The 23,810-nt window shown below is 72.0% G+C and carries 23 protein-coding genes and 1 riboswitch; of the genes, 13 read left to right on the top strand and 10 right to left on the bottom strand.

The window, feature by feature from the left end; all coding sequences use genetic code 11:
• Positions 1–79: 79 nt before the first annotated feature.
• A complete protein-coding gene (gene typA / locus FHX45_RS20980) occupies positions 80–2,002 on the bottom strand; it encodes a translational GTPase TypA (protein ID WP_208406027.1) in 1,923 nt (640 codons plus the stop codon).
• 144 nt (positions 2,003–2,146) lie between these two features.
• Between typA and FHX45_RS20975 the strand changes: the two genes are divergently transcribed.
• On the top strand, positions 2,147–2,305 hold the full coding sequence (locus FHX45_RS20975; protein WP_167104673.1) for a hypothetical protein: 159 nt from the start codon (positions 2,147–2,149) through the stop codon (positions 2,303–2,305).
• On the opposite strand, the gene FHX45_RS20970 is transcribed toward FHX45_RS20975, so the two are convergent.
• Positions 2,302–2,601: a YciI family protein gene (locus FHX45_RS20970; protein ID WP_167104670.1), complete on the bottom strand. Its 300-nt coding sequence runs from the start codon at positions 2,599–2,601 to the stop codon at positions 2,302–2,304. The genes FHX45_RS20975 and FHX45_RS20970 overlap by 4 nt on opposite strands.
• 296 nt (positions 2,602–2,897) lie before the next feature.
• On the opposite strand from FHX45_RS20970, the gene trpS reads away from it, so the two are divergent.
• Complete coding sequence (trpS, locus tag FHX45_RS20965; protein WP_167104667.1) at positions 2,898–3,863, top strand: tryptophan--tRNA ligase; 966 nt, start codon at positions 2,898–2,900, stop codon at positions 3,861–3,863.
• Between the two features lie 87 nt (positions 3,864–3,950).
• Here trpS and FHX45_RS20960 read toward each other — a convergent pair whose 3' ends face one another.
• Genes FHX45_RS20960 through FHX45_RS20950 form a run of 3 tightly spaced genes read right to left on the bottom strand, consistent with a single transcriptional unit; the run spans position 3,951 to position 6,387 of the window.
• On the bottom strand, positions 3,951–4,358 hold the full coding sequence (locus FHX45_RS20960; protein WP_167104664.1) for an NUDIX domain-containing protein: 408 nt from the start codon (positions 4,356–4,358) through the stop codon (positions 3,951–3,953).
• A complete protein-coding gene (locus FHX45_RS20955; protein ID WP_208407370.1) occupies positions 4,355–5,650 on the bottom strand; it encodes a sensor histidine kinase in 1,296 nt (431 codons plus the stop codon). The genes FHX45_RS20960 and FHX45_RS20955 overlap by 4 nt, the downstream gene beginning before the upstream one ends.
• Before the next feature lie 32 nt (positions 5,651–5,682).
• A complete protein-coding gene (locus tag FHX45_RS20950; protein ID WP_167104661.1) occupies positions 5,683–6,387 on the bottom strand; it encodes a response regulator in 705 nt (234 codons plus the stop codon).
• 143 nt (positions 6,388–6,530) lie between these two features.
• Here FHX45_RS20950 and FHX45_RS20945 point away from each other — a divergent pair, with 143 nt between their 5' ends.
• From FHX45_RS20945 to FHX45_RS20935, 3 genes are all read left to right on the top strand, one after another.
• Complete coding sequence (locus FHX45_RS20945; RefSeq protein ID WP_167104658.1) at positions 6,531–7,589, top strand: LolA family protein; 1,059 nt, start codon at positions 6,531–6,533, stop codon at positions 7,587–7,589.
• Positions 7,586–8,590 (top strand): ABC transporter ATP-binding protein, encoded by a 1,005-nt coding sequence (locus tag FHX45_RS20940; protein ID WP_167104655.1) that lies wholly within the window; start codon positions 7,586–7,588, stop codon positions 8,588–8,590. Before FHX45_RS20945 ends, FHX45_RS20940 begins: the two co-directional genes overlap by 4 nt.
• A gap of 145 nt (positions 8,591–8,735) precedes the next feature.
• Positions 8,736–9,605 carry an ABC transporter permease subunit gene (locus FHX45_RS20935; protein WP_167104652.1) on the top strand — a complete coding sequence of 290 codons (870 nt, stop codon included), beginning with the start codon at positions 8,736–8,738 and terminating at the stop codon, positions 9,603–9,605.
• Here the strand turns inward: FHX45_RS20935 and FHX45_RS20930 are convergent.
• Genes FHX45_RS20930 through FHX45_RS20920 form a run of 3 tightly spaced genes read right to left on the bottom strand, consistent with a single transcriptional unit; the run spans position 9,602 to position 13,253 of the window.
• On the bottom strand, positions 9,602–10,612 hold the full coding sequence (locus tag FHX45_RS20930; RefSeq protein ID WP_167104649.1) for an ABC transporter ATP-binding protein: 1,011 nt from the start codon (positions 10,610–10,612) through the stop codon (positions 9,602–9,604). The genes FHX45_RS20935 and FHX45_RS20930 overlap by 4 nt on opposite strands.
• Positions 10,613–10,614: 2 nt before the next feature.
• Complete coding sequence (locus tag FHX45_RS20925) at positions 10,615–12,216, bottom strand: ABC transporter permease subunit (protein WP_167104646.1); 1,602 nt, start codon at positions 12,214–12,216, stop codon at positions 10,615–10,617.
• Entirely contained in the window at positions 12,213–13,253 is a 1,041-nt protein-coding gene (locus FHX45_RS20920; protein WP_167104644.1) for a thiamine ABC transporter substrate-binding protein, read from the bottom strand. Before FHX45_RS20920 ends, FHX45_RS20925 begins: the two co-directional genes overlap by 4 nt.
• A 21-nt stretch (positions 13,254–13,274) precedes the next feature.
• Positions 13,275–13,384, bottom strand: a riboswitch (TPP riboswitch).
• Positions 13,385–13,417: 33 nt separating this feature from the next.
• On the opposite strand from FHX45_RS20920, the gene FHX45_RS20915 reads away from it, so the two are divergent.
• The 3 genes from FHX45_RS20915 (at position 13,418) to FHX45_RS27825 (ending at position 15,036) form a co-directional block, all read left to right on the top strand.
• Positions 13,418–13,708: a 4a-hydroxytetrahydrobiopterin dehydratase gene (locus FHX45_RS20915; protein WP_167104641.1), complete on the top strand. Its 291-nt coding sequence runs from the start codon at positions 13,418–13,420 to the stop codon at positions 13,706–13,708.
• A gap of 63 nt (positions 13,709–13,771) precedes the next feature.
• Positions 13,772–13,993, top strand: a complete 222-nt coding sequence (locus tag FHX45_RS20910) for a hypothetical protein (RefSeq protein WP_167104638.1) — start codon at positions 13,772–13,774, stop codon at positions 13,991–13,993.
• Positions 13,994–14,418: 425 nt separating this feature from the next.
• A complete protein-coding gene (locus FHX45_RS27825; RefSeq protein ID WP_341771552.1) occupies positions 14,419–15,036 on the top strand; it encodes a VldE C-terminal domain-containing protein in 618 nt (205 codons plus the stop codon).
• A gap of 308 nt (positions 15,037–15,344) precedes the next feature.
• Here the strand turns inward: FHX45_RS27825 and FHX45_RS20900 are convergent, their stop codons facing one another.
• Positions 15,345–16,454, bottom strand: coding sequence for a substrate-binding domain-containing protein (locus FHX45_RS20900; RefSeq protein ID WP_167104635.1), 1,110 nt, complete (start codon positions 16,452–16,454; stop codon positions 15,345–15,347).
• Between the two features lie 186 nt (positions 16,455–16,640).
• Between FHX45_RS20900 and FHX45_RS20895 the strand changes: the two genes are divergently transcribed.
• The 3 genes from FHX45_RS20895 (at position 16,641) to FHX45_RS20885 (ending at position 20,161) form a co-directional block, all read left to right on the top strand.
• On the top strand, positions 16,641–18,419 hold the full coding sequence (locus FHX45_RS20895) for a glycoside hydrolase family 3 protein (RefSeq protein WP_167104632.1): 1,779 nt from the start codon (positions 16,641–16,643) through the stop codon (positions 18,417–18,419).
• 66 nt (positions 18,420–18,485) lie between these two features.
• Positions 18,486–19,751: an MFS transporter gene (locus FHX45_RS20890; protein WP_167104629.1), complete on the top strand. Its 1,266-nt coding sequence runs from the start codon at positions 18,486–18,488 to the stop codon at positions 19,749–19,751.
• Between the two features lie 149 nt (positions 19,752–19,900).
• Positions 19,901–20,161, top strand: a complete 261-nt coding sequence (locus FHX45_RS20885) for an SUMF1/EgtB/PvdO family nonheme iron enzyme (RefSeq protein ID WP_208406024.1) — start codon at positions 19,901–19,903, stop codon at positions 20,159–20,161.
• Positions 20,162–20,588: 427 nt separating this feature from the next.
• On the opposite strand, the gene ychF is transcribed toward FHX45_RS20885, so the two are convergent.
• Entirely contained in the window at positions 20,589–21,671 is a 1,083-nt protein-coding gene (gene ychF, locus FHX45_RS20880; protein ID WP_167104626.1) for a redox-regulated ATPase YchF, read from the bottom strand.
• A 106-nt stretch (positions 21,672–21,777) separates the two neighbouring features.
• Here ychF and FHX45_RS20875 point away from each other — a divergent pair, with 106 nt between their 5' ends.
• Positions 21,778–23,280, top strand: a complete 1,503-nt coding sequence (locus tag FHX45_RS20875) for an AlkA N-terminal domain-containing protein (RefSeq protein WP_167104623.1) — start codon at positions 21,778–21,780, stop codon at positions 23,278–23,280.
• A 20-nt stretch (positions 23,281–23,300) separates the two neighbouring features.
• Positions 23,301–23,810 carry a methylated-DNA--[protein]-cysteine S-methyltransferase gene (locus FHX45_RS20870; RefSeq protein ID WP_167104620.1) on the top strand — a complete coding sequence of 170 codons (510 nt, stop codon included), beginning with the start codon at positions 23,301–23,303 and terminating at the stop codon, positions 23,808–23,810.

Here is a 23,810-nt window from a genome sequence, read left to right as displayed (position 1 = left end):
GAGGGTGCCCGGGTTCCCCTCCCCGACGGAAACAGGGGACGTCCATCGCATGAACGTCCCCTGCCACGGCCGGGCGGAATCAGCCGCGCGACTTGGCGCGCGACCGCTCCTTGGCCCGCTGCGTCAGCTCCAGCGTCACCTTCCGCACCCGCACCGCGTTCGGCGCGACCTCGACGCACTCGTCCACGGCGCAGAACTCCAGCGCCTCCTCCAGGCCGAGCTTGCGGGGGCGGGCCAGCCGCTCCAGCTCGTCACCGGTGGACGAACGCATGTTGGTGAGCTTCTTCTCCTTGGTGATGTTGATGTCGAGGTCCTCGGCGCGCGGGTTCTCGCCCACGACCATGCCCTCGTACACCTCGGCACCCGGCTCGACGAAGAACGTACCGCGGTCGGCCAGCTGGATCATCGCGTACGAGGTCACCGGGCCGGACCGGTCGGCGACCAGCGAACCGCTGTGCCGGGTGCGGATCTCCCCGGCCCACGGGTGGTAGCCCTCGAACACGTGGTTCGCGATGCCGGTGCCGCGGGTCTCGGTCAGGAAGTCGGTGCGGAACCCGATGAGGCCGCGCGCCGGCAGCACGAACTCCAGCTTGATCCGTCCGGTGCCGTGCCCGGTCATGTCCTCCATGCGTCCCTTGCGGGCGGCGAGCAGCTGGGTGACCGCGCCGAGGTGCTCCTCCGGGATGTCCACCGTCAGCCGTTCGAACGGCTCGTGCAGCTTGCCGTCGATGGTCTTGGTGACCACCTGCGGCTTGCCGACGGTCAGCTCGAAGCCCTCGCGGCGCATCTGCTCGACCAGGATCGCCAGTGCGAGCTCACCGCGGCCCTGGACCTCCCAGGTGTCCGGGCGCTCGGTGGGCAGCACGCGGATCGAGACGTTGCCGATCAGCTCCTGGTCCAGCCGCGCCTTCACCAGCCGCGCGGTGACCTTGTCCCCGCCGTTGCGACCGGCCAGCGGCGAGGTGTTCACGCCGATCGTCATCGAGATCGCCGGCTCGTCGACGGTGATCCGGGGCAGCGCCACCGGGTCGTCCACGTCGGCCAGCGTGTCGCCGATCGTGATGTCCGGGATACCGGCGATCGCGACCAGGTCACCCGCCGACGCCTCCTGCGCCGGCACCCGCTCCAGGGCTTCGGTGACCAGCAGCTCGGAGATGCGCACGTTCTGCACCGCGCCGTCCTCGCGCAGCCACGCGACCGTCTGGCCCTTGCGGAGCTTGCCGGCGTGGATGCGGATGAGCGCGATGCGGCCGAGGAAGTTGGACGCGTCGAGGTTGGTCACCAGGGCCTGCAGCGGGCGCTCCGGATCGGCCTTGGGCGGCGGCACGTGGCGCAGCAGGACGTCGAACAGCGGGTCGAGGTTCTCGCTGTCGGGCAGCGCGCCGTCGGCGGGCTGCTCCAGGGCGGCCTTGCCGGCGCGCGCCGAGGCGTAGATGACCGGCAGGTTGAGAACGGAGTCGAGGTCCGTGTCTTCCAGGTCCTCGATGTCGCCCGCCAGGTCGAGCAGCAGGTCGTGGGTCTCCTCGACGACCTCGGCGATGCGCGCGTCGGGACGGTCCACCTTGTTGACCACGAGCACGACGGGCAGGCCGGCCTGCAGCGTCTTGCGCAGCACGAACCGGGTCTGCGGCAGCGGACCCTCGCTCGCGTCGACCAGCAGCAGCACACCGTCGACCATGGCCAGGCCGCGCTCGACCTCGCCGCCGAAGTCGGCGTGGCCGGGGGTGTCGATGACGTTGATGGTGACCGGGCCGTCCGGGGTCTCCCGGCGGATGGCGGTGTTCTTGGCGAGGATCGTGATGCCCTTCTCACGTTCCAGCTCGCCCGAGTCCATCACCCGGTCGACGACCTCGGCACGTTCACCGAAGGCGCCGGACTGCCGCAACATGGCGTCGACCAGGGTTGTCTTGCCGTGGTCGACGTGCGCGACGATGGCGACGTTACGCAGGTCGGTGCGGACCTTCTCGGCGGTTGCTGTGGGCACGCGAGGGCTCCTGAACATTTCGAAGGGATGAATCGCGGGCCCGCTGTGGCATACGCGATCCCGTTCAGGATACCTGGTGCCCCGCTGTGACCAGGCCCACGGTGGGAGAACACTTAGGTTCACCTAACCTAAGGGGACGACCCCCGACATGTGGAGTGGCGTGTGGGCAAGAAGACCGCGGACCCGCGCAAGGTCGTCCGCAAGCTCATGAAGGCCGGCAAGGTCAAGAAGAAGTGCTGCCGCTCGCGGCCGCGCTGCAAGAAGTGCCCGGTTCTCGCACTCCAGCGGGCGAAGGCGGACCTGGGGAAGGCAGCCGCCTAGACGACCAGGGCCTCGTTCACCAGACGGAGCTCCGGCGCGGTCCGGGTGGCGTTAAATTCGATGATCCGGAACTGCGCCAGACGCCGCTGCACGATCGGGTTCGCGGCGAGAATCGCCTCCAGTTTCACCTGGGGCATCGGCCTGGTCACGATGACGCACCCGGAGTGCGGGGCGCGCCGCCCGGCGGCCAGGAACTCGCCCGCGCCGAAGTGGCGATCCAGCCATTTCGCGTGGTCAGCGAGGAGGTAGTCGACTTCTTCCACCGGAGCCGTGTAGTCGATCAGCACGATGAACATAACTCCACGGTAGACCCGAAAACGACCCCCGGGAAATCTTTCCCGCCGGCTTTTCGGTAACTTGTGCAACACCGGTACCACATTCCAAAGAATGGCTTTTCGAAGTGCAATGGTGAGCTTACTCCCGGGCGCTGCTACCCTGACCGCATGCGCACGAACGTGAGCTCGTGGTGGCCGCCGGCAGGCGGTCCCTCCGACGTGCGCTGAAGATCAGCCAACCCGAAGGCCGCCCGCGCAGGCGGCCTTCGGCGGTTCCGGGGTCCGGGCGGGGCGGTCACCGACCTGAGGAACCCTCGATGCGACTCTCCGGGATCACCCCGTCCGGCCACACCCACCTCGGCAACTACCTGGGTGCCGTGCAGCGCTGGGCGTCCGGCGGCGGACCGGACGACCTGTACTTCGTATCCGACCTGCACGCGATGACGACCACCCACAACCCGGCCAGGCTGCGGGCGCGCACCAGCGAGATGCTCGCGATCCTGGTCGCGTCCGGTATCCCGGCCGAGCGGTTGTTCGTGCAGTCGGACCTGTCCCGCGAGCTGGGCGCGCTGACCTGGATCCTGGAGTGCACCTGCAGCTACGGCGAGGCCGCGCGGATGATCCAGTTCAAGGAGAAGGGCAGCGGGCAGCCGGGCGTGCGGCTGAGCCTGCTCACCTACCCGGTGCTGATGGCGGCGGACATCCTGCTGCAGGGCGCGGCGGAGGTTCCGGTGGGCGAGGACCAGAACCAGCACGTCGAGCTGGCGCGGGCGCTGGCCCGCCGGTTCAACGGGACCTACGGCGAGGTGTTCACGGTGCCACGCGCGGTGCTGCCACCAGCCGGGGCACGGGTGCGGGACCTCGGCGACCCGGCGAGCAAGATGTCGAAGTCGGCTGCGGACGCGGCGGGCGTGGTGTTCGTGCTGGACGAGCCCGACCTGATCCGGCGCAAGGTGCGGCGCGCCGTGACGGACGGGTTCACCGGCGTCGAGTACGCGCCCGGGGAACGCCCGGGGGTGGCCAACCTGCTGGAGATCCTGGCCGGTTGCCGTGGCGGCCGGCCCGCCGACCTGGCGGCGGAGTTCTCCAGCTACGGCGCGCTCAAGGAAGCCGTGGCCGAGGCGGTGATCGAGGAGCTGCGCCCGGTCCGGGAACGCACGGTGGAGCTGCTGGACGACCCGGGCGAGCTGACGCGGATCCGCAAGGCGGGCGCGGCCCGCGCCGCCGAGCGGGGTGAGCACCGGCTGAGCTCGGCGATGCGGCTGATCGGCGCGGGTACCTGAGCGGGCACCGAGCAGCGAAACAGGCGCGGGGCCGGTGGCGGCAGGGCGCGGAGCAGAACCGGACGTGGCAGGTGCAACGCCTGGGCTTCATCCGCCGCCGGCGTGTCCGGACCCGAGGAGGTGCCGCAGTTCGGGAAGCAGCACCTGGTCCGCGGGCAGCCACTCGACGGTGTCCAGGCCGGCGGCGTCCAGCCAGCGCAGCGCCCGGTGGTCCAGCGCCCGCGGCCGCGCGTGGCGCTCGACCAGCTCCGCGGCGAACACCCGCAGCACCAGTCCGGCTCGCAGCGGCACGTCCGGCCCCACCCGGTCGCCGACGGCGACCGACACCCCGAGCTCCTCGCGGCACTCCCGGCGCAGGGCGTCCACTTCGGACTCCCCGGGTTCGACCCGGCCGCCCGGCAGTTCCCACAGGCCCGCCACTTCACGCGGATACGCGCGCTGCTGCGCGAGCAGGGACCTGTCCCGCACGATGGCCGCTCCCACGATCACCTTCACGAGGCCGAGACGTTACCGGCCGACCGCCACACGACCTGGAAACGGGCGCCGCCCTCGGGAGATTCGCCCACCGACACCCGGCCGCCGCGCCGCCGCACCGCCTCGGCGACCATGGCGAGCCCGAGTCCCGTCCCGCCGGAGGTGCGGGCCCGGTCGTCGCCGACGCGGTAGAACCGGTCGAACACGCGGTCGCGGTGCTCGGGCGGGATACCCGGCCCGTCGTCGTCCACCACCAGCCGCACGGTGGCGTGCCCGGGCAGCACCGACACCACGATCTGCGCGGCGGCGTACCGGCAGGCGTTGCGCAGCAGGTTGTTCAGCACCAGCTCCACCTCGGAGTGCGCCGCGTGCGCCCAAGCCTGGCCGACCACGCCGGTGACGCGCACGGCGGGTGAACCGGGCGGCAGGCGATCCGCGGCGGCCCGCGCCTCGGTGAGCAGCTCGACCGCCTCGGCCGGGGGCAGCTCACCGGCATCCGACCGGGCCAGCGTCAGCAACCCGTCCAGCAACGCCGACAGCCGCTCCGCCTCGGCGAGGATGTCGGCCAGCGTCTCCTGCGCCAGCTCCGGATCCGGATTGGCCACCGCGACCTCGGCCTGCACCCGGATCGACGCGACGGGCGAACGCAGCTCGTGCGCGGCGTCCCCGGTGAACCGCCGCAACCGCTGGTTCGCCTCCTCCTGCCGTGCCAGCAACGCGTTGAAGTCCGCGGCCAGGGCACGCAGCTCGTCGTCGGCCTCCGGCAGCGGCACCCGCTCGCCCGGCGGCAACGCGCGGACCGTCCGGCGCAGGCCGCTGACGCGCCGCAATGCGAACCGCACCACCAGCCAGGTCGCGACGGCGGCGAACACGGCGCCTATCCCGGCCGCCCCCAGCAGCCACCCGGCCGCCCGCTGCACCGCCGCCCGCTGGCCGACCAGCCCGGTGCCGGCGGCGACGAGCCGCAACTGGCCGCCCGGTGCGGTCACCACCGAGCCCAGCCACCGCATCCGTGCCACGGTGACCGGCTGGCCGGCCTCCAGAGCGCGCACCTCGCCCGGCCCGAGCCCGGGCGGCGGCCCGGCGTCGACCGGCGCGCCCGCGGTGTCCAGCACGCGCAGGACCACCCCGTCCGGCGGCGCGGGCACCCGCCCCGCCGACACGGCCACGGCCGCCGGACCCAGCGCCTCGGACAGCTCGGTGTCGACGGACGAATCGCGCAGCGGGCCCAGCCCCCGCCCGGCCACGACGGCGAGGCCCAGCAGGAACAGCAGCGTGACCGCGGCGGCCGGCGCCGTGATCCGGAACTGCATGGACCGGCGTTCCCACCACCGGCGCAGGTAGCTCACCCGGGCAGGACCTCGTCCAGTGCGGCGTCGGAGGCGAGGTAGCCGTGGCCGCGCACGGTGCGCACCAGGGCACCGGCGCCGACCGCGTCCAGCTTACGGCGCACGTACCCGACGTAGACCTCGACGACGTTGCGGGTCGCGGCCTGCGCGTCACCCCACACCGCGCGCAGCAGCTCGTCCTTCGTGACCACCGTCCCGGCACGCCCGACCAGCACCTCGAGGAGGCTGAACTCGCGCGGGCTCAGCGGGACCGGGTCGTCGTGCCAGCGCACCTCGCGCGTGGCACGGTCGACCACCAGACCGCCGAGGCGCAACGGCCCGCGCGACCCGTCCGCCGCGGCCCGGCGCAGCACCGCCCGGATCTGCGCGACCAGCACGACGAACGAGAACGGCTTGACCAGGTATCCGTCCGCCCCGAGGTCGAGACCGTCGGCCTGGTCGACCTCACCGTCCTTGGCGGACACCAGCAGAACCGGTGTGGTGACGCCCTGCGCGCGCAGCGCCTGCAGGACCCGGTACCCGGACAGCCCGGGCAGCATGATGTCCAGCAGCAGCACGTCGAACGAGCCGGTCTGCGCCAGGCGCAGCCCGCTCGGGCCGTCCGCGGCGGTGACGACGTCCATGCCTTCCGCACGCAGCCCGCGGTGCAGGGCCTTGCGCACGCCAGGCTCGTCGTCCACGACCAGGATCCGTGGGTTCACAGTGCCCAAGCATGCCCGGTTTCCCCCGCCGGGGCGCCTGCTCTCAGCGCTCTCTCAGCATCTCAGTCCCATCTCAGGACCAAGAGTGGAGTGTCTGCGGCGGGGAAGGAGCACACTGGTGCTCGTTGACACAGGGAGAAGCAATGCAGCCGAAGACGAAGGCCATCACCGCCGCGGTCAGCGGGTGCGCGCTCGGCGCCGCCGGGCTCGCCTGGCTCGCCATGCCGGCCACCGCCGGTGAAGCGCCCCAGCTGCCGTCCATCAGCGCCGAGGAGCTGGTGCAGTCGGTGGTCACCACGAAGACCCCGGCGCTGGCCGGGTCGGTCGCGGTGACGAACAACCTCGGGCTGCCGGTCTCGAGCCTGCCCGGCGGCATCGACCTCAACATCGACGGGGCGCGCGTGGTCAACGACGGGGCCGGCGACAGCAAGGTCTCGATCGAGCAGGGCGCGAACGTGCACACGATCGTGCGCAACGGCACCACGCTGTGGACCTACGACTCGGCGAAGAACGCGGCCACCAAGACCACCGTTCCGGCCGAGGCGCTGCAGAAGCCGCAGCAGTATCAGCTGAGCGACCCGGCCACGGCCGCGGCACAGCTGCTCGCCAAGGTCCGGGAGAGCAGCACCGTGACGGTCGAGGGCACCGCCCGGGTCGCCGATCGCCCGGCCTACGAGCTGGTGCTGACGCCCAAGCCCACCGAGCGGACGCTGCTGCGCGAGGTGCGCGTCGCGGTGGACGCCGAGAAGCGGGTGCCGCTGCGGCTGGCCGTGATGACCTACGGCACCGCCGACCCGGCGTTCCAGGTGGCGTTCAGCGACATCGCGTTCACCCCGCAGCCGGCGAGCGATTTCCAGTTCACGCCGCCGCAGGGTGCGAAGGTGACCGAGGAGCAGCCGCCCGCCGGCCGCCCGGACGGCACCGGCACCGACAACGCCGTCCAGGCCCACGGCGACGGCTGGGACACCGTGCTCACCGGCACGCTGCCGGCGCAGGCGCTCGCCCCGCAGCAGAACGGCGGCGGGCAGAGCGTCGACCCGAGGGCCCTGCTCGCCCGGCTCGGCAAGCCGGTCAGCGGCGCCTTCGGCACCGGCTACGTGATCACCACCAAGGTCGCCACCGCACTGGTCACCGACGACGGCCGCTTCGCCGTCGGCGCGGTGCCCGAGCAGGTGCTCACCGAGGCGCTGGGAGCGAAATGACGGAGACACTGCCCGTGGGTGCCCCGGCCGGGGCACCCACGGCGGGTCCGGCACTGGCCGCGCGAACCAGGGGGTTGCGCAAGGTGTACCGGACCGCGGTCGCGGTGGACCAGGTCGATCTGGACGTGCCGGAAGGCGCGGTGCTGGGCATGCTCGGCCCGAACGGGTCGGGCAAGACCACCACGATCCGGATGCTGCTCGGCCTGGTCCGCCCCACCGAAGGTGAGGTGCAGCTGCTCGGTCACCGGATCCCGGAGGGCGCGCCGCGCGCCCTGCCGGAGGTCGGCGCCCTGGTCGAGGGGCCCGGTTTCCACCCGTTCCTGTCCGGGCGGGAGAACCTGCGCCGGGTCGCCGCGGCCGAGCCGCGGCTGTCGTCGGCGGCGATCCCGCGGGCGGTCGAGAACGCGCTGGAACGGGTCGGGCTGGGGCACGCGGCGCACCGGCGTTACCGGGGGTACTCGCTGGGCATGAAGCAGCGGCTGGGGCTCGCCTCCGCGCTGCTGGTGCCGCGGCGGATGGTGGTGCTGGACGAGCCGACGAACGGCCTGGACCCCGCCGGCACCCGGGAGATCCGCAACATCATCGCGGAGCTGCACGCCGAAGGCGTCACGGTGCTGGTGTCCTCGCACCTGCTCGCCGAGGTGGAGGCGACGTGCACGCACGTGGCCGTCCTGCACGACGGCACGGTTGTGGCGCAGGGGGAACTGGCCGACCTGCTGGAATCCGGCACCCCGTCGCTGGCGGTGTCCACTCCGGACGGTGACCGGGCGCTCGGCGCCCTGCGCGACAACCGGATCGCGGCCCGGCTCACGCCGGAAGGGGTGCGCGCGGACCTGACCGCGGCCACCGCGCCGCAGGTGATCGAGGTGCTGGTGCGGGCCGGGATCGCCGTGCACGAGGCGAAACGGGCCCGCACCGGGCTGGAGGACCTGTTCGCGCGGCTGACGCAGCGCGATGCCGAGCCCGGCGGCCTGCCGGATGTGGACGAGGGGGCGGCATGAGCGAGCTTGCGAGCGAATCATCGAACACCATGCCCGCCGACGTAATGACACTGCCGCGGCTTGCCGCGACCGACAAGGAGGCGGCATGAGCGAGCTTGCGAGCGAATCATCGAACACCATGCCCGCGGGCCGACAAGGAGGCGGCATGCCGGCGACACTGGACGCGGCGCCGGTGGAGCGGTGGAGTGTGCCGTTCCACCGGCTCTACCGCGCCGAGCTGCGGTGGATCTTCCGCCGCCCCCGCACGCTGATCGTGCTGGGCCTGCTCGCACTGATCCCGGTGATCATCGGCATCGGCCTGACCATCGCGGCGAACACCGGCGCCGGCCCGGGCGGCGGGAACGGTGGCGGCGATTCACTGCTCACCACCGCGGCCGGGAACGCGCTGGTCCTGCCGGTGGCCACGCTCGGCCTCACGCTGAACCTGCTGCTGCCGCTGATCACCGCGATGTCGGCGGGCGACGCACTGGCCGGTGAATCGTCGGTGGGCACCCTGCGCGGGTTGCTGCTCGCCCCGGTCAGCCGGGGCAGGCTGCTGCTGATGAAGTCGCTCGGGGTGGCGACCTTCACGCTGGCCGCCGCGCTGCTGATGGCCGTGGTCGCGATGCTGACCGGGCTGGTCATCAACGGAACCGGGTCCCTGTTCACCCTGTCCGGCAACACACTGTCCTTTGTAGACGCCCTGGGGCGCGTCGCGCTGGCCGCGGCCTGGGTGACGTTGCAGCTGTGGGCGGTCGGGGCGATCGCACTGGCGATCTCGGCGTGCACCGAGCACCCGATGCTGGTGGTGGTGTCGGTGCTGGCCGGGACGGTGGTGTCGACGGTGCTGCTCCTGCTGTCGGCGGTGGACTGGCTGCACCCGTTCCTGCTGCCGAAGTCGTGGAACGGGCTCGCCGACCTCCTGCGCGATCCGATACCCACCGGCCAGCTGACCGAGGGCGCGATCCGGGCCGCTTGCTACATCGTGATCGGCCTGTCCCTGGCCTACGCCCGGCTGTCCACGAAGGACGGTTAGTCGCCGAGCAGGGCCACGCCGTCCGCGTCGGGTGCGAGCCGGACCTCGTCGCCCGGGTTCACGTCGGCGGACACCGCCGCGACCGCGTCCACCGTGCCCGCGCCGGTGCGCACCGACAGCCGGACGTGGTCGCGGCGGTGCACCTTGCTCAGCACCGCACCGGCGACGCCGTCCGCCGCCAGCCGCAAGCCGTTCGGGCGCAGCCCCAGCCGCACCGGCCCGTCCGCCGCGTCGGGCACCGCGACCTCGCCGAAGGCGCACCGCACGACTCCGGCCGCCGCCTCGCCGCCGGTCACGGTGGTGACACCCAGGAAGCGGGCCACGTTCTCGTCGGCGGGACGGCGCCACACCTCCCGCACCGCGCCGACCTGACGGATCCGCCCGGCCTGCAACACGGCCACCCGGTCGGCCAGCGTGAACGCCTCCTCCTGGTCGTGCGTGACCAGCAGTGCGGTGATCTTCGCGGTGCGCAGCACCTCGGCCAGGTCCACGGCCAGCTGCTCGCGCAGCCCCGCATCCAGCCCGGACAGCGGCTCGTCCAGCAGCAGCAGGCGCGGCTCGGGCGCCAGCGCACGGGCCAGCGCCACGCGTTGCGCCTCACCACCGGACAGCTCGGTGACGCGACGTCGCTGGTAACCGGCCAGGCCGACCAGGTCCAGCAGCCGGCTCACCCGCTCCGCCCGCTCCGCGGCCGGCACGCCGTGCATGCGCGGCCCGAACGCGATGTTCCCGGCGACGTCGCGGTGCGGGAACAGCTGACCGTCCTGGAACACCAGCCCGAACCCGCGCCGGTGCACCGGTACGCGGGCGAGGTCCGCGCCGTCCCACCGCACACTGCCCGCGCTGATCGGTTCCAGGCCGGTGATCGCGCGCAGCAGAGTCGACTTGCCCGACCCCGACGGGCCGAGCAGCGCGAGCACCTCGCCGTCGGCGATCTCCAGGTCCACGCCGGTGACGGCGGTGAACGGGCCGTACCGCACGGTCAGGCCGGACACGGTCAACGCCATCGCTAGAACTCCCCCACCCGGCCGGACGCGAGCCGGTCGATCACGATCACCGCGGCCGCGGTGACCAGCATGAGCTGCGCGCAGGCCGCGTAAGCCATCTGGTTGTTGAGCTGCCCGGGCCGCGCGATGAGCGCCGCGATCGCGACCGGCAGCGTCGGCGTCTGCGGGCGCGCGAGGAAACTCGTCGCGCCGAACTCGCCGAGGGCGACCACGTAGCCGAAACCCGCCGCCGCGATCACCGCGCGCATCGCCAGCGGCACGTCGATCTCCCGCCACACCCGTGGCGGGCTCGCACCGAGCGTCGCCGCCGCCTGCCGCAGGCGGTCGTCGATCGAGCGGACCACCGGCAGCACGGTCCGGACCACCAGGGGAATCACCACCAGCGCCTGCGCCAGCGGCACCAGCAGCGGCGACCGGCGCAGGTCGCCGGGCAGCGCGTCGAGCGTCACCAGGTACCCGAAACCGACGGTCACCGCGGACACGCCGAGCGGCAGCATCAGCGCGGCGTCCATCGACTCGCCGACCCCGCGCGCCACCCGCCCCGGCGACCGCCGCAACGCGACCAGCAGCACCGACGCCGACACACCGACGACCATCGCGAGAACCGTCGCGTCGGTGGCGGTGCGCAGCGAGTTCAGCGCCGCATCCCAGCCGGACACCTGCAACGTGCCGTCGTTGCCGGTGCCCGCCAGCGCCCGGTAGCCGGCCAGGCTCCAGCCGCCGCCGGTGGACACCGAGCGCACCAGCAACGCGACGATCGGGGTCAGCAACAGCCCGAGCACCGCCACCGCGGCCGCTACCACCGCCCACTCACCACCGACCGGGCGGCGCGCGGTCTCCCGGCGGGACCGCAGCCGCAACGCGCCCTCCCGGCGCCGGCGCGCCGCCGCGCCGAGGAGCAGCACGGCCAGCACGGCGGCGATCTGCACCAGCGACAGCGCCGCCGCGCCCGTCAGGTCGAGCAGGTTCTCGGTTCGCAGGTAGATCTCGGTCTCCAGCGTCCGGTAGCGCGCGCCGCCGAGGATCAGGACCACGCCGAAACTGGTGGCGCAGAACAGGAACACCACCGCTGCCGCGGACGTGATCGCCGGCATCAACGCGGGCAGCGTCACCGAGCGGAACGCCCGCCACCGGGAGGCGCCCAGCGCGCGGGCGGCGTCCTCGGCACGCGAGTCGAGCAGTGCCCACAGCCCGCCGACCGTCCGGCCCACCACCGCGACGTTGAAGAACGCGTTGGCCAGCACGATCGACAACCAGCCACCGTCGGCCCACAGGGCGCGGAACGCCAGGCCGACCACCACCGTGGGCAGCACGAACGGCACCAGCACGAGCGTGCGCGCGATCCCGACCCCGGGCAGCCGCACGCGCGCCAGCAGGAACGCCACCGGCATGCCCGCGGCCACCGCGACCAGGGTCGAGCCGGCGGCCTGGGCGAGCGTGAACCAGGCCAGCCGCCAGGTCTCGCCCTCGGCCAGCGCGGCGAACACCCCGCCGCCGGCAAACCCCAGCCGCAGGATCGCCCCGACGGGCCACGCGAAGAACACCACCAGGAACCCGAGGGGCAGCACGGCCAGTGCCGCCAGCCCGAGCCCGGCGCGGCTCACTGGCCGAGCAACGAGCGCCACTGTGAGATCCACTGCTCACGCCCGGACTGCACGGTCGCCGCGGGCAGGCTCGCCGGGTTGGGCGGCAGCGGGGCGGCCGTCGTCCAGGACGCGGGCAGCGGCACGCCTTCGCGGGCCGGGTAGACGTACATGTTCTCCGCCACCGTCGCCTGGAACTGCTGGGACAGCAGGAAGTCGATCACCTTCTGCGCGTTGGCCGCGTTGGGCGAGCCGGCCAGCACACCGGCGTACTCGACCTGGCGGTAGCAGGTGTCCAGCAGCGCCTTCGTGCGCGGTTTGCCGTCATCGCCGATCTCCGCCGCGGGCGACGACGCGTAGGACACCACGATCGGCCGCGGGCCCTTGCCCGAGGAGCCGGAGAAGTCCTGCCCGTACGCCTCCTCCCAGCCCGCGTCGGCCCGCATGCCGTTGGCCTGGAGCTGGGTCCAGTAGTGCTGCCAGTTCTGCTCGCCGTAGCGGGCGACGGTGCCGAGCAGGAAGGCCAGCCCCGGCGAGCTGGTGGCCGGGTTCTCCACGACCAGCAGGTCCTTGTACTGGGGCTTGACCAGGTCGTCGTAGGTCGCCGGCGCCGGGACGCCGTGCTGGGCGAACCAGCCGGTGTCGATGTTGAGGCACACGTCACCCAGGTCGACCGCGGAGAGGCGGTGCTCGGAGTCCACGGCGTAGCGCTGCGGGCCGCGGTCGGCCTCGGGGCTGGTGTAGGGCGCGAAGACGCCCTCGCTCAGCGCGCGGGACGCGAATGTCGAGTCGACGCCGAACGCGGCGTCGCCGATCGGGTTGGCCTTCGTGAGCACGAGCGTGTTGGTGAGCGCGCCGGCATCGCCCTTCTTCACCACGTTGATCTTGATGCCGGTCTGCTGCTGGAACGCGTCGAGCACCTGCTGCGGCGCGGCGAACGAGTCGTGGGTGACGAGCGTGACCGTGGACGGGCCGGAGGCGCTGTCGTTGCCGGCCAGCGTGCAACCGGCGGTCAGGGCGGCGACCAGGCCCACCAGGACGCCCGTGCGGAACTTCATGACCACTCCTCGCTCGGGCCGGCGAGAGGAGTCGGGCCTCCCTGCGCCGGCATGATCCGGATCAGGTGCGAACGGTCGCGGGACGGGCCCGCCTCTCAGCCCGGACAACCCGGACTCCCGTGGCAACCGTGCAGCGTACCCGGCGCGGTACCACCATGGAGCACATGGCGGAACTACTGAGCGACACGGAGATCTCCGAAGCCCTCAACAAACTGCCGTACTGGCAGCGCTCGGGCGACGTGCTGGAGCGCACGGCCGAGCTGGCCGACTTCGCGCAGGCGATCGCGGTGGTGAACCGGGTCGCCGAGATCGCGGAGAGCGTGAACCACCACCCCGACATCGACATCCGGTGGCGCACCGTCACGTTCCGGTGCAGCACGCACTCGGCGGGCGGGATCACCGCCCAGGACGTGTCGCTGGCCGGGCAGATCGACAGCACGATCGACGCGTTGTGATCTGCGTCGGACCGGCAACTCCGGGGCCGGCCCGGTGCGTTTCCAGGCTGGAGGGAACGCACCATGGGAAAGGTTGTCGCGCGACTGGCCGGCTTGGGAGCCGCGGTCGCCTTGTTGCTGACAGTACTGGCCGGGACGGCGCAGGCGGTCACGCCGTCCGATCACGGCAGCGCCGCGGGCGAGACGCAGGCGGTCGTCGTCGCGGTGCTGTCGTTCGGGTTGATGATCGCCGCGGCGGGCGGGGTGTTCTGGTACACCGCCCGACATCGAGGATCTCAGGAGTGAATTAGGTCACACCGGCGACCGGGCCGTAACAACCGGGGCCCCGCGGGCGCTGTCACGCGCGGAAGTACCTGCTCACCCCCGAGGTCGCCATGCACAGCACGCCCGCCCTGTCGCCCGTCCAGCGCGCCTGGGTCACCGGACTGGCCACCGCCATCACCCTGGTCGCCGTCCTCGCACTCGCCGTTCTGGGCTGAGCCCAGCCGGAAAAACGGCCCGCCGGAACTTCCGGCGGGCCGTTTTTCCGGCGCTGATGATCTGTGTGCCTAGCCACTCGCCGGTGACTTCTTCGTGCCCGGTTCGTAATCTGACCGGCGCCATCCCCCGAATGGCTGAATAAGTCCCCTCCCCGAAATTGGTGATCTTCCGCAATGGCAGGTCGACATAGATCCAAAACGCAATCCTTGACGGTTCCGCTGGTTATCGGCTTGGCCGCGGCACTCGTGCTGGGCCTCGCCGTGTGGCTGACCGGCAACCTCGGCCGGACGGACACCTCCGGCCTGGCGGCGCAGATGGCGCCGTTGCCGCCGCCGGCTACCACCACCCCGGCCCCGGTCGTGACAACCACCCCGCCACCTCCCCCAGCGACGACCACGCCGCCACCCCCGGTCCCCACGACGACCACCACGACCACCGCGACCCTGAAGTCCAGCACGACGACGCCGACAACCACGACCACGGCGGCGAACGCGTGTTCCCCGGTGCTGGCCGGGACGCTGCCCCACGTGGCGAAGGTGGGCAACCACATCAAGGCGAAGTTCGACGTGGCCGAGGTGGGCGGCCGGGCGGGCCGCTCCGGCACGAGCGACCACCCGAGCGGACTGGCCCTGGACTTCATGGTGGACACGGCGAAGGGCAACGCCATCGCCGACTACGTGCTGGCCCACCGGGCGGAGTTCAACGTCAAGTACGTGATCTGGCGGCAGCGCTACAACGACGGCAGCGGCTGGTCGGCGATGGAAGACCGCGGCGACGCCACGGCCAACCACTACGACCACGTGCACGTCTCCTTCGAACCGAGCGGCACCGTGAACGTGACCTGCTGACCTCGGTGGTGCGGAACGCCCAGGCATCCCCGGCCTGGGCGTTCCGTGCCGTCCAGGCCGGTGCTGGGCATCCGGTGCGCCGGGCCGTCGCGGATTCGACGCCGAGGCCGGCGAACTGTTCGATGCCCGGGTGCCACCGTGCGGATCACTCCACCGGCTTCTACGCATTCCTCCGCGCGGCAGGAACTCGTTCAGCCGTTTCCACTCCGCGTTCGTCAGGTCCCCACGCCCCCTGGGGCGAGACTGACTTCAACGGCCCTTTCCCGGCGGGAGGCCCGAGAAACAGCGCCCGGAACGGGGGCCGCGCGTCAGGATTCGTTCTGCAAGGGGGACTTGAGCGGCAGGGGAGTGCCATCGGCGGCGTGGGGGCCGCAACTCTCACGGACGACCAGATGGGTGGGGACGGTGGCGTTGCCGGGGCCCGGGCCGTGGTCGAGGATCTCCAGAAGCAGCCGGACGGAGGCCTGGCCCATCTCGCGCAGCGGCTGATGGACGGTGGTGAGGCCGTTGAACATGAGCTCGACCTCGGGGCGGTCGTCGAAACCGGTGAGCGCCAGGTCCCGGCCCGGCCGGAGTCCGAGCTCGTAGGCGACGTGGCCGACGGCTGTGGCGATCTCGTCCCACGCGGCGACGACGGCGTCGGGCGGCCCGTCAGGCTCCTCGGCGGTGAGCAGCCGGCGGATCTCCACTTCGGAGGGCACGTCGTCGTCGCTGCGGAGCACCCTGTCCGGTACGTACGGGAGGCCGGCGTCGCGCAATCCGTCCAGGTAGCCCTCGTAGCGGGCCTGGGCGAAGGCGAGTTCGGCCGTGCCACCGGTGAACGCGATGCGACGACAGCCGTGCGCGACGAGGTGGCCGACAACGTCGCGCACGCCCTCCCGGTTGGTGGTCTCCACGTACGGAATGCCCGGTCGGATGCCACGGTCGTCGAAGGCCACGATCCGCGCCCCGGACAGCGGGATAGCGCCGCGGTGCAGGAGCATGCCGTCGGGCATGAGCGCCACGAGGCCGTCGATGGGCAGGTGGGGGAGCGTCGTGGTGGCGAACCTGCGCTGGGCTTCCCGCTCAGCAGGCAGCGGGAACACCATCACGTTCATCTGGCGCGCGGCCGCTTCCTCGGAGACGCCGTAGACGACGTCCACGAGGCCGCCCCACGGTTCGGGCGGCAGCAGCAGGCCGAGGGCGCCGTGCCGGCCGGTGCGCAGGGCCCGGGCGCCCGGGCTGGGCACGTAGCCGAGCTCGGCCGCGACTTCCTCAACCTTGCGGCGGGTGGCGGGGGCGACGTCGCCGCGCTGGTTGAGGACGCGTGAGACGGTCGGTTTGCTGACCCCGGCGGCCTCGGCGATGTCCGCGATGGTGGTGCGACTCCTGGGCGGCGCCTCGGGATGTGCGGTGTCTTTGCGCCAGGTCCGGGTCACAGTCCACCTCTCTTCGGTCTCGACGGGCGTACAGCGGCCGAACTCCGGCGCGTTCCGGAACGGCCTTTCGAACCTATCAGCAGCGATGCTGGTCACAGTGCCTTGTCGAGGGTCCACCGCGAGGCTACGGTGACGCCGATTCCGGAATCGATTCCGGAAATGTTCCTCATCGACACTAGGAGCGTCATGGCTGCCGCCTCCCCCGCACCCCGCTACCTCGACCCCGAGGCCCCGATCGACGAGCGCGTCGAGGACCTGTTGGCCCGGATGACCCTTGAGGAGAAGGCGGGCCAGCTCTTTCATCCGGGCACGCTGATGAGCGATGACGGCACGCTGCTCGAGGAGCCGCGGCCCGGCTACGGCATGCCCACGACCCACGAGCTGGTCGTCGAGCGCCACATCACGCACATGAACCTGATCAACGGCGGTGACGCCCGGACGATCGCGCAGTGGCACAACCGGCTCCAGGAGCAGGCAGCCGGGACCCGGCTGGCTATCCCGGTCACCGTGTCGACCGACCCGCGCCACGGTGTCTTCTCCTCGCCGCTGACCGGCATGTCCACGCAGGCGCTGTCCCGCTGGCCCGAGCACTCGGGCCTGGCGGCCCTTCCCGACGCCGAACGGCGTGTCGAGGAGTACGGCGACATCGTCCGCCGCGAGTACCTGGCCCTCGGCATCCGTGTCGCGCTCGGCCCGATGGCCGACATCTTCAGCGACCCCCGCTGGTCACGCGGCTCCGGAACCTTCGGCGAGGACCCGGCCACCGTCGCCCGCCTGTCCGCCGCCTTCATCCGCGGCCTCCAGGGCCCCGGCCCCGGCCCGGAATCGGTGGCGGCGATGGTCAAGCACTTCCCCGGCGGCGGCCCGCAGAAGGACGGCGAAGACGCCCACGACTCCCGCTACCCCGACCAGGTCTACCCCGGCGGCCAGCAGGAACTGCACCTGGAGCCGTTCCGCGCCTCCATCGAGGCCGGCGCCCGGCAGGTGATGACCTACTACGGCCGCCCGCTCGGCGCCGGCGGCTGGGACGAAGTCGGCTTCGCGTTCAACCGGCCCGTCGTGCAGGGATTGCTGCGCGAGCAGCTCGGCTTCGACGGCATCGTCTGCACCGACTGGCACGTCATCGGCTCCACCTCCATGGGCGGCATCAGCTTCGGCCCCAACGCATACGGCCTGGAGGACGCCTCCCCGGCCGAGCGCATCGAGCGTGCCCTGGACGCCGGGGTCGACCAGTTCGGCGGCGACCGCTGCACCGAACTGATCGTGGAACTGGTCCGCGACGGCCGCGTCGACGAAGCACGCATCGACACCTCCGTGCGCCGCGTACTGCGCGAGAAGTTCCGCATGGGTCTCTTCGAGCACCGCTACGTCGACCCGGACAAAGCCGCCGAAATCGTGGGCGCCGCCCCCCTGCGCGAGCGCGGCGAAGCCGCCCAGCGCGACTCCGTCGTACTGCTGAAGAACGACGGCTCACTGCTGCCCCTTCGCCCCGGCACGCGCGTCTACGCCGAGGGCATCGACACCGCCGCCTTCGCAGGCCGCGCCACCACCGTGTCATCCCCCGAGGACGCCGACGTCGCCGTCGTGCGGCTGCACGCCCCCTACGACCCCGACCAGGAGGGCATCGCCTCCTTCTTCCACCGCGGCACCCTCGAATTCCCCGCCGCGCAGACCGAAAACGTGCGACAGCTCGCCAAGCAGGTCCCCACCGTCGTCTCGGTCTACCTGGAACGCCCCGCCGTGCTGACCAGCATCGAAACGGCCGCCACCGCCGTGCTCGGCGACTTCGGCAGCAACGACACGGCCCTCGCCGACATCCTCACCGGCGCCGCTGAACCCCGCGGCAGCCTGCCCTTCGACCTGCCCTCCTCCGCCGAAGCCGTCGCCGCCTCCCGCGAGGACACCCCCTTCGACACGAACGAGCCCCTGCACCGCTTCGGCTTCGGCCTCCACTACGGCAAGTGACACACGCCTCACCCCCGACCCGCCCCAGCCGTATCTGTCCATGGCAGTGTCGAAGGAGAAACTCCCATGAGCACACCACTGAGCGCCGAGGCCGCGTCCTCCGAGCCCGCACCGCCCCGGGTCGGCGCCCGCTTCATCGTTCTGTTCACGCTGGCCACCCTGGGCATCTGGATGGCCATCAACACACCGGCGATGGTGACGCTGGCGCTCCGCGTCGGTGACGTCGATCCCACCGGAAAGAACACCAGCTACTCGATGGTCAGCGGCATCGGCACCCTGATCGCGGTCATCGCCAACCCCCTCTTCGGCAGACTGAGCGACCGCACCATCAGCCGCTTCGGCATGCGCCGCCCCTGGATGATCATCGGCATCCTCGGCACCGCGGTCGGCGCGGTGATCGTCGGGCTCAGCACCGGCCTCACCGGCGTCATCGTCGGCTGGGTGCTGATGCAGGCCTTCGCCAACGCCGCCATCGCCAGCACGTTCGCCGTCATGGGCGATCAGGTGCCCGAGGAACAGCAGGGCCTGATGGGCGGCCTGGCCGGGATGACCAGCGGCGGCTCCGTGGTCCTCGGCACCTTCTTCGTCCAGCTGTTCCCCACCCAGCCGCTGCTGCAGATGGGCATCCCCGTCGCCGCCGCACTGATCTTCTTCGCGCTGTTCGCCGCCCAGCTGAAGGACCGCCGGCTGAACAAGGCCGAACGCCCCGACTTCAGCGCCAAGGAATTCGCCGGGACCTTCTGGATCAACCCGCGCCGGGCCCCCGACTTCGCCTGGTTCCTGCTGTCCCTGTTCCTGATCTGTATCGGCATCGGCGTGGTCAGTACCTACCTCGTGTACTTCCTGGAAGACCGGCTGAACATCGCCGCCGCCGACCTGGCGAGCGCCGCATTCCGCGCCAACCTGGTGCTGATGGCCGTCAACACCGCGGTGTCCTTCCTCTCCGGCTACGTCTCGGACCGCCTCGGCAGACGCAAACCCCTGTTCGCGCTCGCCGCCGTCCTCGTCACGGCGGGCATCACGCTGATGGTCCTCGGCGGCAGCATGCCCTGGCTCTACGCCGGCATCGCCCTGGTCGGCGCCGGCTACGGAAGCCTGTCGGGCATCTACCTCAGCTTCGCCATGGCCACCCTCCCGAACAGCACCAACGTCGCTCGCGACCTCGGCCTCGTCAACGTCGCCCTGACACTGCCGTTCTCACTCGTGCCGTTCGCCGCCCCCGCCGCTCTCGCCATCGGCCACGGCTCCAACTACACGGCCCTGTTCCTCATCAGCGGTGCACTATCCCTGCTCGGCTGGCCCGTCCTGGCCCGCATCCGCAAGGTGCGCTAGGGCCATGACGAGGCGAGGCGTGATCACGAAGGTGCGAAACCGGAGTCCGGCTCGGTAGCTCTAGGGAGTCCTGCCAGAGCGGGCGGCGATCCCGCCACGCCTTCCGGTTCATCAGGCGCTCGTCAGTGTTTCGCTCCTCATCGAGATCGGTGTCGTGGTTGAGGGGCAACGGTGTGCTGGACATGGCGGGTAACGCCGACGAGTGGACCTCCACCCTTTACGCTCCCTACCCCGGCGCGCCCGCAGGGGTAGGGAGCACCGGAGACCGGGCCTTCGACCGCCACATCACCGGAGGCGGCGCGTTCCGCCACGACCGGGACCTGGCCCGGTGCGCCTGTCGGCACGGCGCCTACGAGCCGGACCTGGAAGCGATCGGCGTGGGCTTCCGCGTGGCGGCACCGGCCGCGTAGCGCGCCCAGCAGCCACACCTTCCTCGCCGACCGGCCCTGTACGGTCCCGCGACGGGCGGGCGTCCGCGGGGTGGTCGGCGTCGCTCAGGGCGAGGGTGCGCGGACCGGCCACGAGCACGGTGACGGCCAGCGCCACGGCACCCGCCAGGAACAAGTGGCTGCAGGCGATGCGGGCGAGGACGGCGCAGCGCCTACCTCACCGGCTCCGGCCCCTGGGCCGACTACCAGCCGGTCGAAGCGCTCCTGCACAGCGCCGGCTACTCGGCGGCACTCGCACCCCCACTTGCCGGAGTGGCGGCCCACGAACCAGCACGGGAGTCTCACCGGCCTCCCAGCACGATCCCAGCACGGGAAAAACCAGGGGCCCGACTCCAACGAGTCGGACCCCTTCAGTCAGAGCGGCGACGTGGTGGCGGTATGTCACCCGCTAAACGTTGAAGCGGAATTCGACCACGTCGCCGTCGGCCATGACGTAGTCCTTGCCTTCCATCCGGACCTTGCCGGCTGCGCGCGCGGCCGCCATCGAACCGGCTTCCATCAGGTCGTCGAACGAGACGACCTCGGCCTTGATGAAGCCCCGTTCGAAGTCGGTGTGGATGACGCCCGCGGCCTGCGGCGCGGTGGCGCCCTGCGGGATCGTCCACGCACGCGACTCCTTCGGACCGGCAGTCAGGTAGGTCTGCAAGCCCAGCGTGTGGAAGCCGGCGCGGGCGAGCGCGTGCAGGCCGGGCTCGGCCTGGCCGACCGACTCCAGCAGCTCCCGCACCGACTCCTCGTCGTCGAGCTCGAGCAGCTCGGCTTCGACCTTCGCGTCCAGGAAGACGGCGTCCGCCGGAGCCACCAGCTTGGTCAGTTCCTCGCGCTTGGCCTGGTCGGTCAGCACACCCTCGTCGGCGTTGAACACGTACAGGAACGGCTTGAGGGTCAGCAGGCTCAGCTCGCGCAGCAGCGACGAGTCGACCTCCTGCTGGGCGGAGAACAACGTCCGGCCGCCGTCGAGGATCTCCTTCGCCTTCTGCGCGGCCTCCAGCGCCGGCCGGTTCTCCTTCTTCGTCCGGGCTTCCTTCTCCAGCCGCGGCAGCGCCTTCTCCAGGGTCTGCAGATCGGCGAGAATCAGCTCGGTGTTGATCGTCTCGATGTCGGACGACGGGTCGACCCGTCCGTCGACGTGCACCACGTCGGGGTCGTCGAACACCCGGATGACCTGGCAGATCGCGTTGGCCTCGCGGATGTTGGCGAGGAACTTGTTGCCAAGTCCGGCCCCCTCGGAGGCACCCTTCACGATTCCCGCGATGTCCACAAAGGATACCGTCGCCGGTACGGTGCGAGCGGAGGCGAACATCTCGGCGAGCTTGTCCAGCCGCTCGTCGGGCAGCGGCACGACGCCCACGTTCGGCTCGATCGTCGCGAACGGGTAGTTCGCCGCGAGCACGTCGTTGCGGGTCAGCGCGTTGAACAGGGTCGACTTGCCGACGTTGGGCAGGCCGACGATACCGAGGGTCAGACTCACGGCCCGAAGTCTACGGGGCGGGTCCCGCACCCGGCCCGGCCGCCCGTTCACGCCTATGTCGGATTTCCGCCAGTCGAGCGGCTGACCTGCTGGCAGTATCGAACCCATGACAGCCACCGTGGCACCAGCCGACCAGGCTCTCTGGCGGGACGCCGAGCGCTGCTACCGCGCGGTCGCCTCGCGCGACGCCCGCTTCGACGGCCAGTTCATCACGGCCGTGCGCACGACCGGCATCTACTGCCGGCCGTCCTGCCCGGCGCTCACGCCGCGGCAGGAGAACGTGCGGTTCTACCCGACCGCGGCCGCGGCCCAGACCGCGGGTTTCCGCGCCTGCCGGCGCTGCCTGCCCGACGCCGTGCCCGGCTCGCCGGAGTGGAACGTGCGGGCCGACCTCGCCGCGCGGGCGATGCGGCTGATCGCGGACGGCGTCATCGAGCGTGAAGGCGTGCCCGGCCTGGCCCGCCGGCTCGGCTACTCCGAGCGGCAGCTCGGCCGGGTCCTGACCGCCGAGCTCGGCGCGGGACCGCTGGCCCTGGCCCGGGCCCACCGGGCGCATTCGGCGCGGCTGCTCATCGAGCTGTCCGAGCTGCCGCTGGCCGACGTCGCCTTCGCCGCCGGGTTCGCGAGCATCCGGCAGTTCAACGACACCATCCGCGAGGTCTTCGCCCGCACGCCGTCGCAGCTGCGCGCCGCAGCCGCCGCGGCTCGGCGGCGCGCGGGTGCCGTCGAGCCCGAGGCGGGCACCGCCGGGACCCGGCTGTCCCTGCGGCTGCCGTTCCGCCCGCCGTTCGACGCGGCCGGGCTACTCGGCTTCTTCGCCGCACGGGCGGTGCCCGGCGTCGAGTACGCCGACGAGCACAGCTACGCCCGCACCCTGCGGCTCCCGCACGGCGCCGCGTCCGTGACACTGACGCCACGGGACGGGCACGTGCGCTGCGACCTGCAGCTCGCCGACGTCCGCGACCTGGGGGCCGCCGTCACCCGCGCGCGGCGCCTGCTGGACCTCGACGCCGACCCCGAGGCCGTGTCGCGCGTGCTCGGCGCGGACCCCGCGCTGGCGCCCGCCGTCGCGGCGACCCCGGGTATCCGGGTCCCGGGCGCGGCCGACGGTCCCGAGCTGGTGCTGCGCGCGATGCTCGGCCAGCAGGTGTCGGTCGCCGCCGCGCGCACCGCCGCGGCCCGGCTCACCGCCGCGCTCGGTGATCCGGTCCCATGGCAGGACGGGGTGCTGCTGTTCCCCACCGCCGAGGCGGTCGCCGAGCGAGGTCACGAGGTGCTCCGCGGCCCGAAGCGCCGCGTGGACGCCATCCTGGCCGCCGCCGCCGCGCTCGCTTCCGGCGAGGTGGACGTGCACGTCGGCCGCGACTCCGCCGAACTGCGGGCCGAACTGCTCGAGCTCACCGGCGTCGGGCCGTGGACGGCGGACTACGTGCTGATGCGCGTCCTCGGCGTTCCCGACGTGCTGCTCACCGGCGACCTCGTGCTCCGCAAAGGCGCGGCCGCCCTCGGCATCGCCGACGACATCCCCGCACTGACCGAACGAGCGCAGGCATGGCGGCCCTGGCGGTCCTACGCCGGCATGTACCTGTGGCGCTCGAGCCAAGCCTGAAACCCGCAAGGAGAACCGACATGAGCATCGCCCACTGGGCCACCACCGACACCCCGATCGGCCCGTTCACCGCCATCGTCGCCGGCGACGGGGCCGTGCTGGCCTCCGGCTGGACGGCCGACCTGGACCTGCTGACTCCCCAGATCTCCCCCGCACTGCGCCCGTCCGGCCTGCAGGAGAAGCGTGACCTCGGCGCGGTGAGCACCGCGGTCCGCCGCTACCACGAGGGCGAACTGGACGCGATCGACGACATTCCGGTGCGCCAGCGGTCCGGCGAGTTCCTGCAGCACGCGTGGGACGTGCTGCGCACCGTGCCCGCCGGAAAGCCGGTCACCTACAGCGAGTACGCCGCGCTTGCCGGCCGTCCCGCCGCTGTCCGGGCCGCGGCTTCGGCCTGCGCTCGCAACGCGGCGGCGCTGTTCGTGCCCTGCCACCGCGTGCTCCGCATCGGTGGCGCGCTGGGTGGCTTCCGCTGGGGTGTCGATGTCAAGCGCTGGCTGCTCGACCACGAAACCCCTTATCGCGCTTGA

Origin of the sequence: Amycolatopsis granulosa, from assembly GCF_011758745.1 — a bacterium.
GTDB classification, from domain to species: domain Bacteria; phylum Actinomycetota; class Actinomycetes; order Mycobacteriales; family Pseudonocardiaceae; genus Amycolatopsis_E; species Amycolatopsis_E granulosa.
This window is presented reverse-complemented; position numbering and strand designations above follow the sequence as displayed.

Coding starts and splice junctions, on each gene's coding strand:
- FHX45_RS20970 (WP_167104670.1), bottom strand. CDS start 2,601: ATGTTCATCGTGCTGATCGACTACACGGCTCCGGTGGAAGAAGTCGAC.
- trpS (WP_167104667.1), top strand. CDS start 2,898: ATGCGACTCTCCGGGATCACCCCGTCCGGCCACACCCACCTCGGCAAC.
- FHX45_RS20930 (WP_167104649.1), bottom strand. CDS start 10,612: ATGGCGTTGACCGTGTCCGGCCTGACCGTGCGGTACGGCCCGTTCACC.
- FHX45_RS20895 (WP_167104632.1), top strand. CDS start 16,641: ATGGCTGCCGCCTCCCCCGCACCCCGCTACCTCGACCCCGAGGCCCCG.
- FHX45_RS20945 (WP_167104658.1), top strand. CDS start 6,531: ATGCAGCCGAAGACGAAGGCCATCACCGCCGCGGTCAGCGGGTGCGCG.
- FHX45_RS20875 (WP_167104623.1), top strand. CDS start 21,778: ATGACAGCCACCGTGGCACCAGCCGACCAGGCTCTCTGGCGGGACGCC.
- FHX45_RS20920 (WP_167104644.1), bottom strand. CDS start 13,253: ATGAAGTTCCGCACGGGCGTCCTGGTGGGCCTGGTCGCCGCCCTGACC.
- typA (WP_208406027.1), bottom strand. CDS start 2,002: ATGTTCAGGAGCCCTCGCGTGCCCACAGCAACCGCCGAGAAGGTCCGC.
- FHX45_RS20955 (WP_208407370.1), bottom strand. CDS start 5,650: ATGCAGTTCCGGATCACGGCGCCGGCCGCCGCGGTCACGCTGCTGTTC.
- FHX45_RS20910 (WP_167104638.1), top strand. CDS start 13,772: ATGGGAAAGGTTGTCGCGCGACTGGCCGGCTTGGGAGCCGCGGTCGCC.
- FHX45_RS20940 (WP_167104655.1), top strand. CDS start 7,586: ATGACGGAGACACTGCCCGTGGGTGCCCCGGCCGGGGCACCCACGGCG.
- FHX45_RS20870 (WP_167104620.1), top strand. CDS start 23,301: ATGAGCATCGCCCACTGGGCCACCACCGACACCCCGATCGGCCCGTTC.
- FHX45_RS20890 (WP_167104629.1), top strand. CDS start 18,486: ATGAGCACACCACTGAGCGCCGAGGCCGCGTCCTCCGAGCCCGCACCG.
- FHX45_RS20915 (WP_167104641.1), top strand. CDS start 13,418: ATGGCGGAACTACTGAGCGACACGGAGATCTCCGAAGCCCTCAACAAA.
- FHX45_RS20935 (WP_167104652.1), top strand. CDS start 8,736: ATGCCGGCGACACTGGACGCGGCGCCGGTGGAGCGGTGGAGTGTGCCG.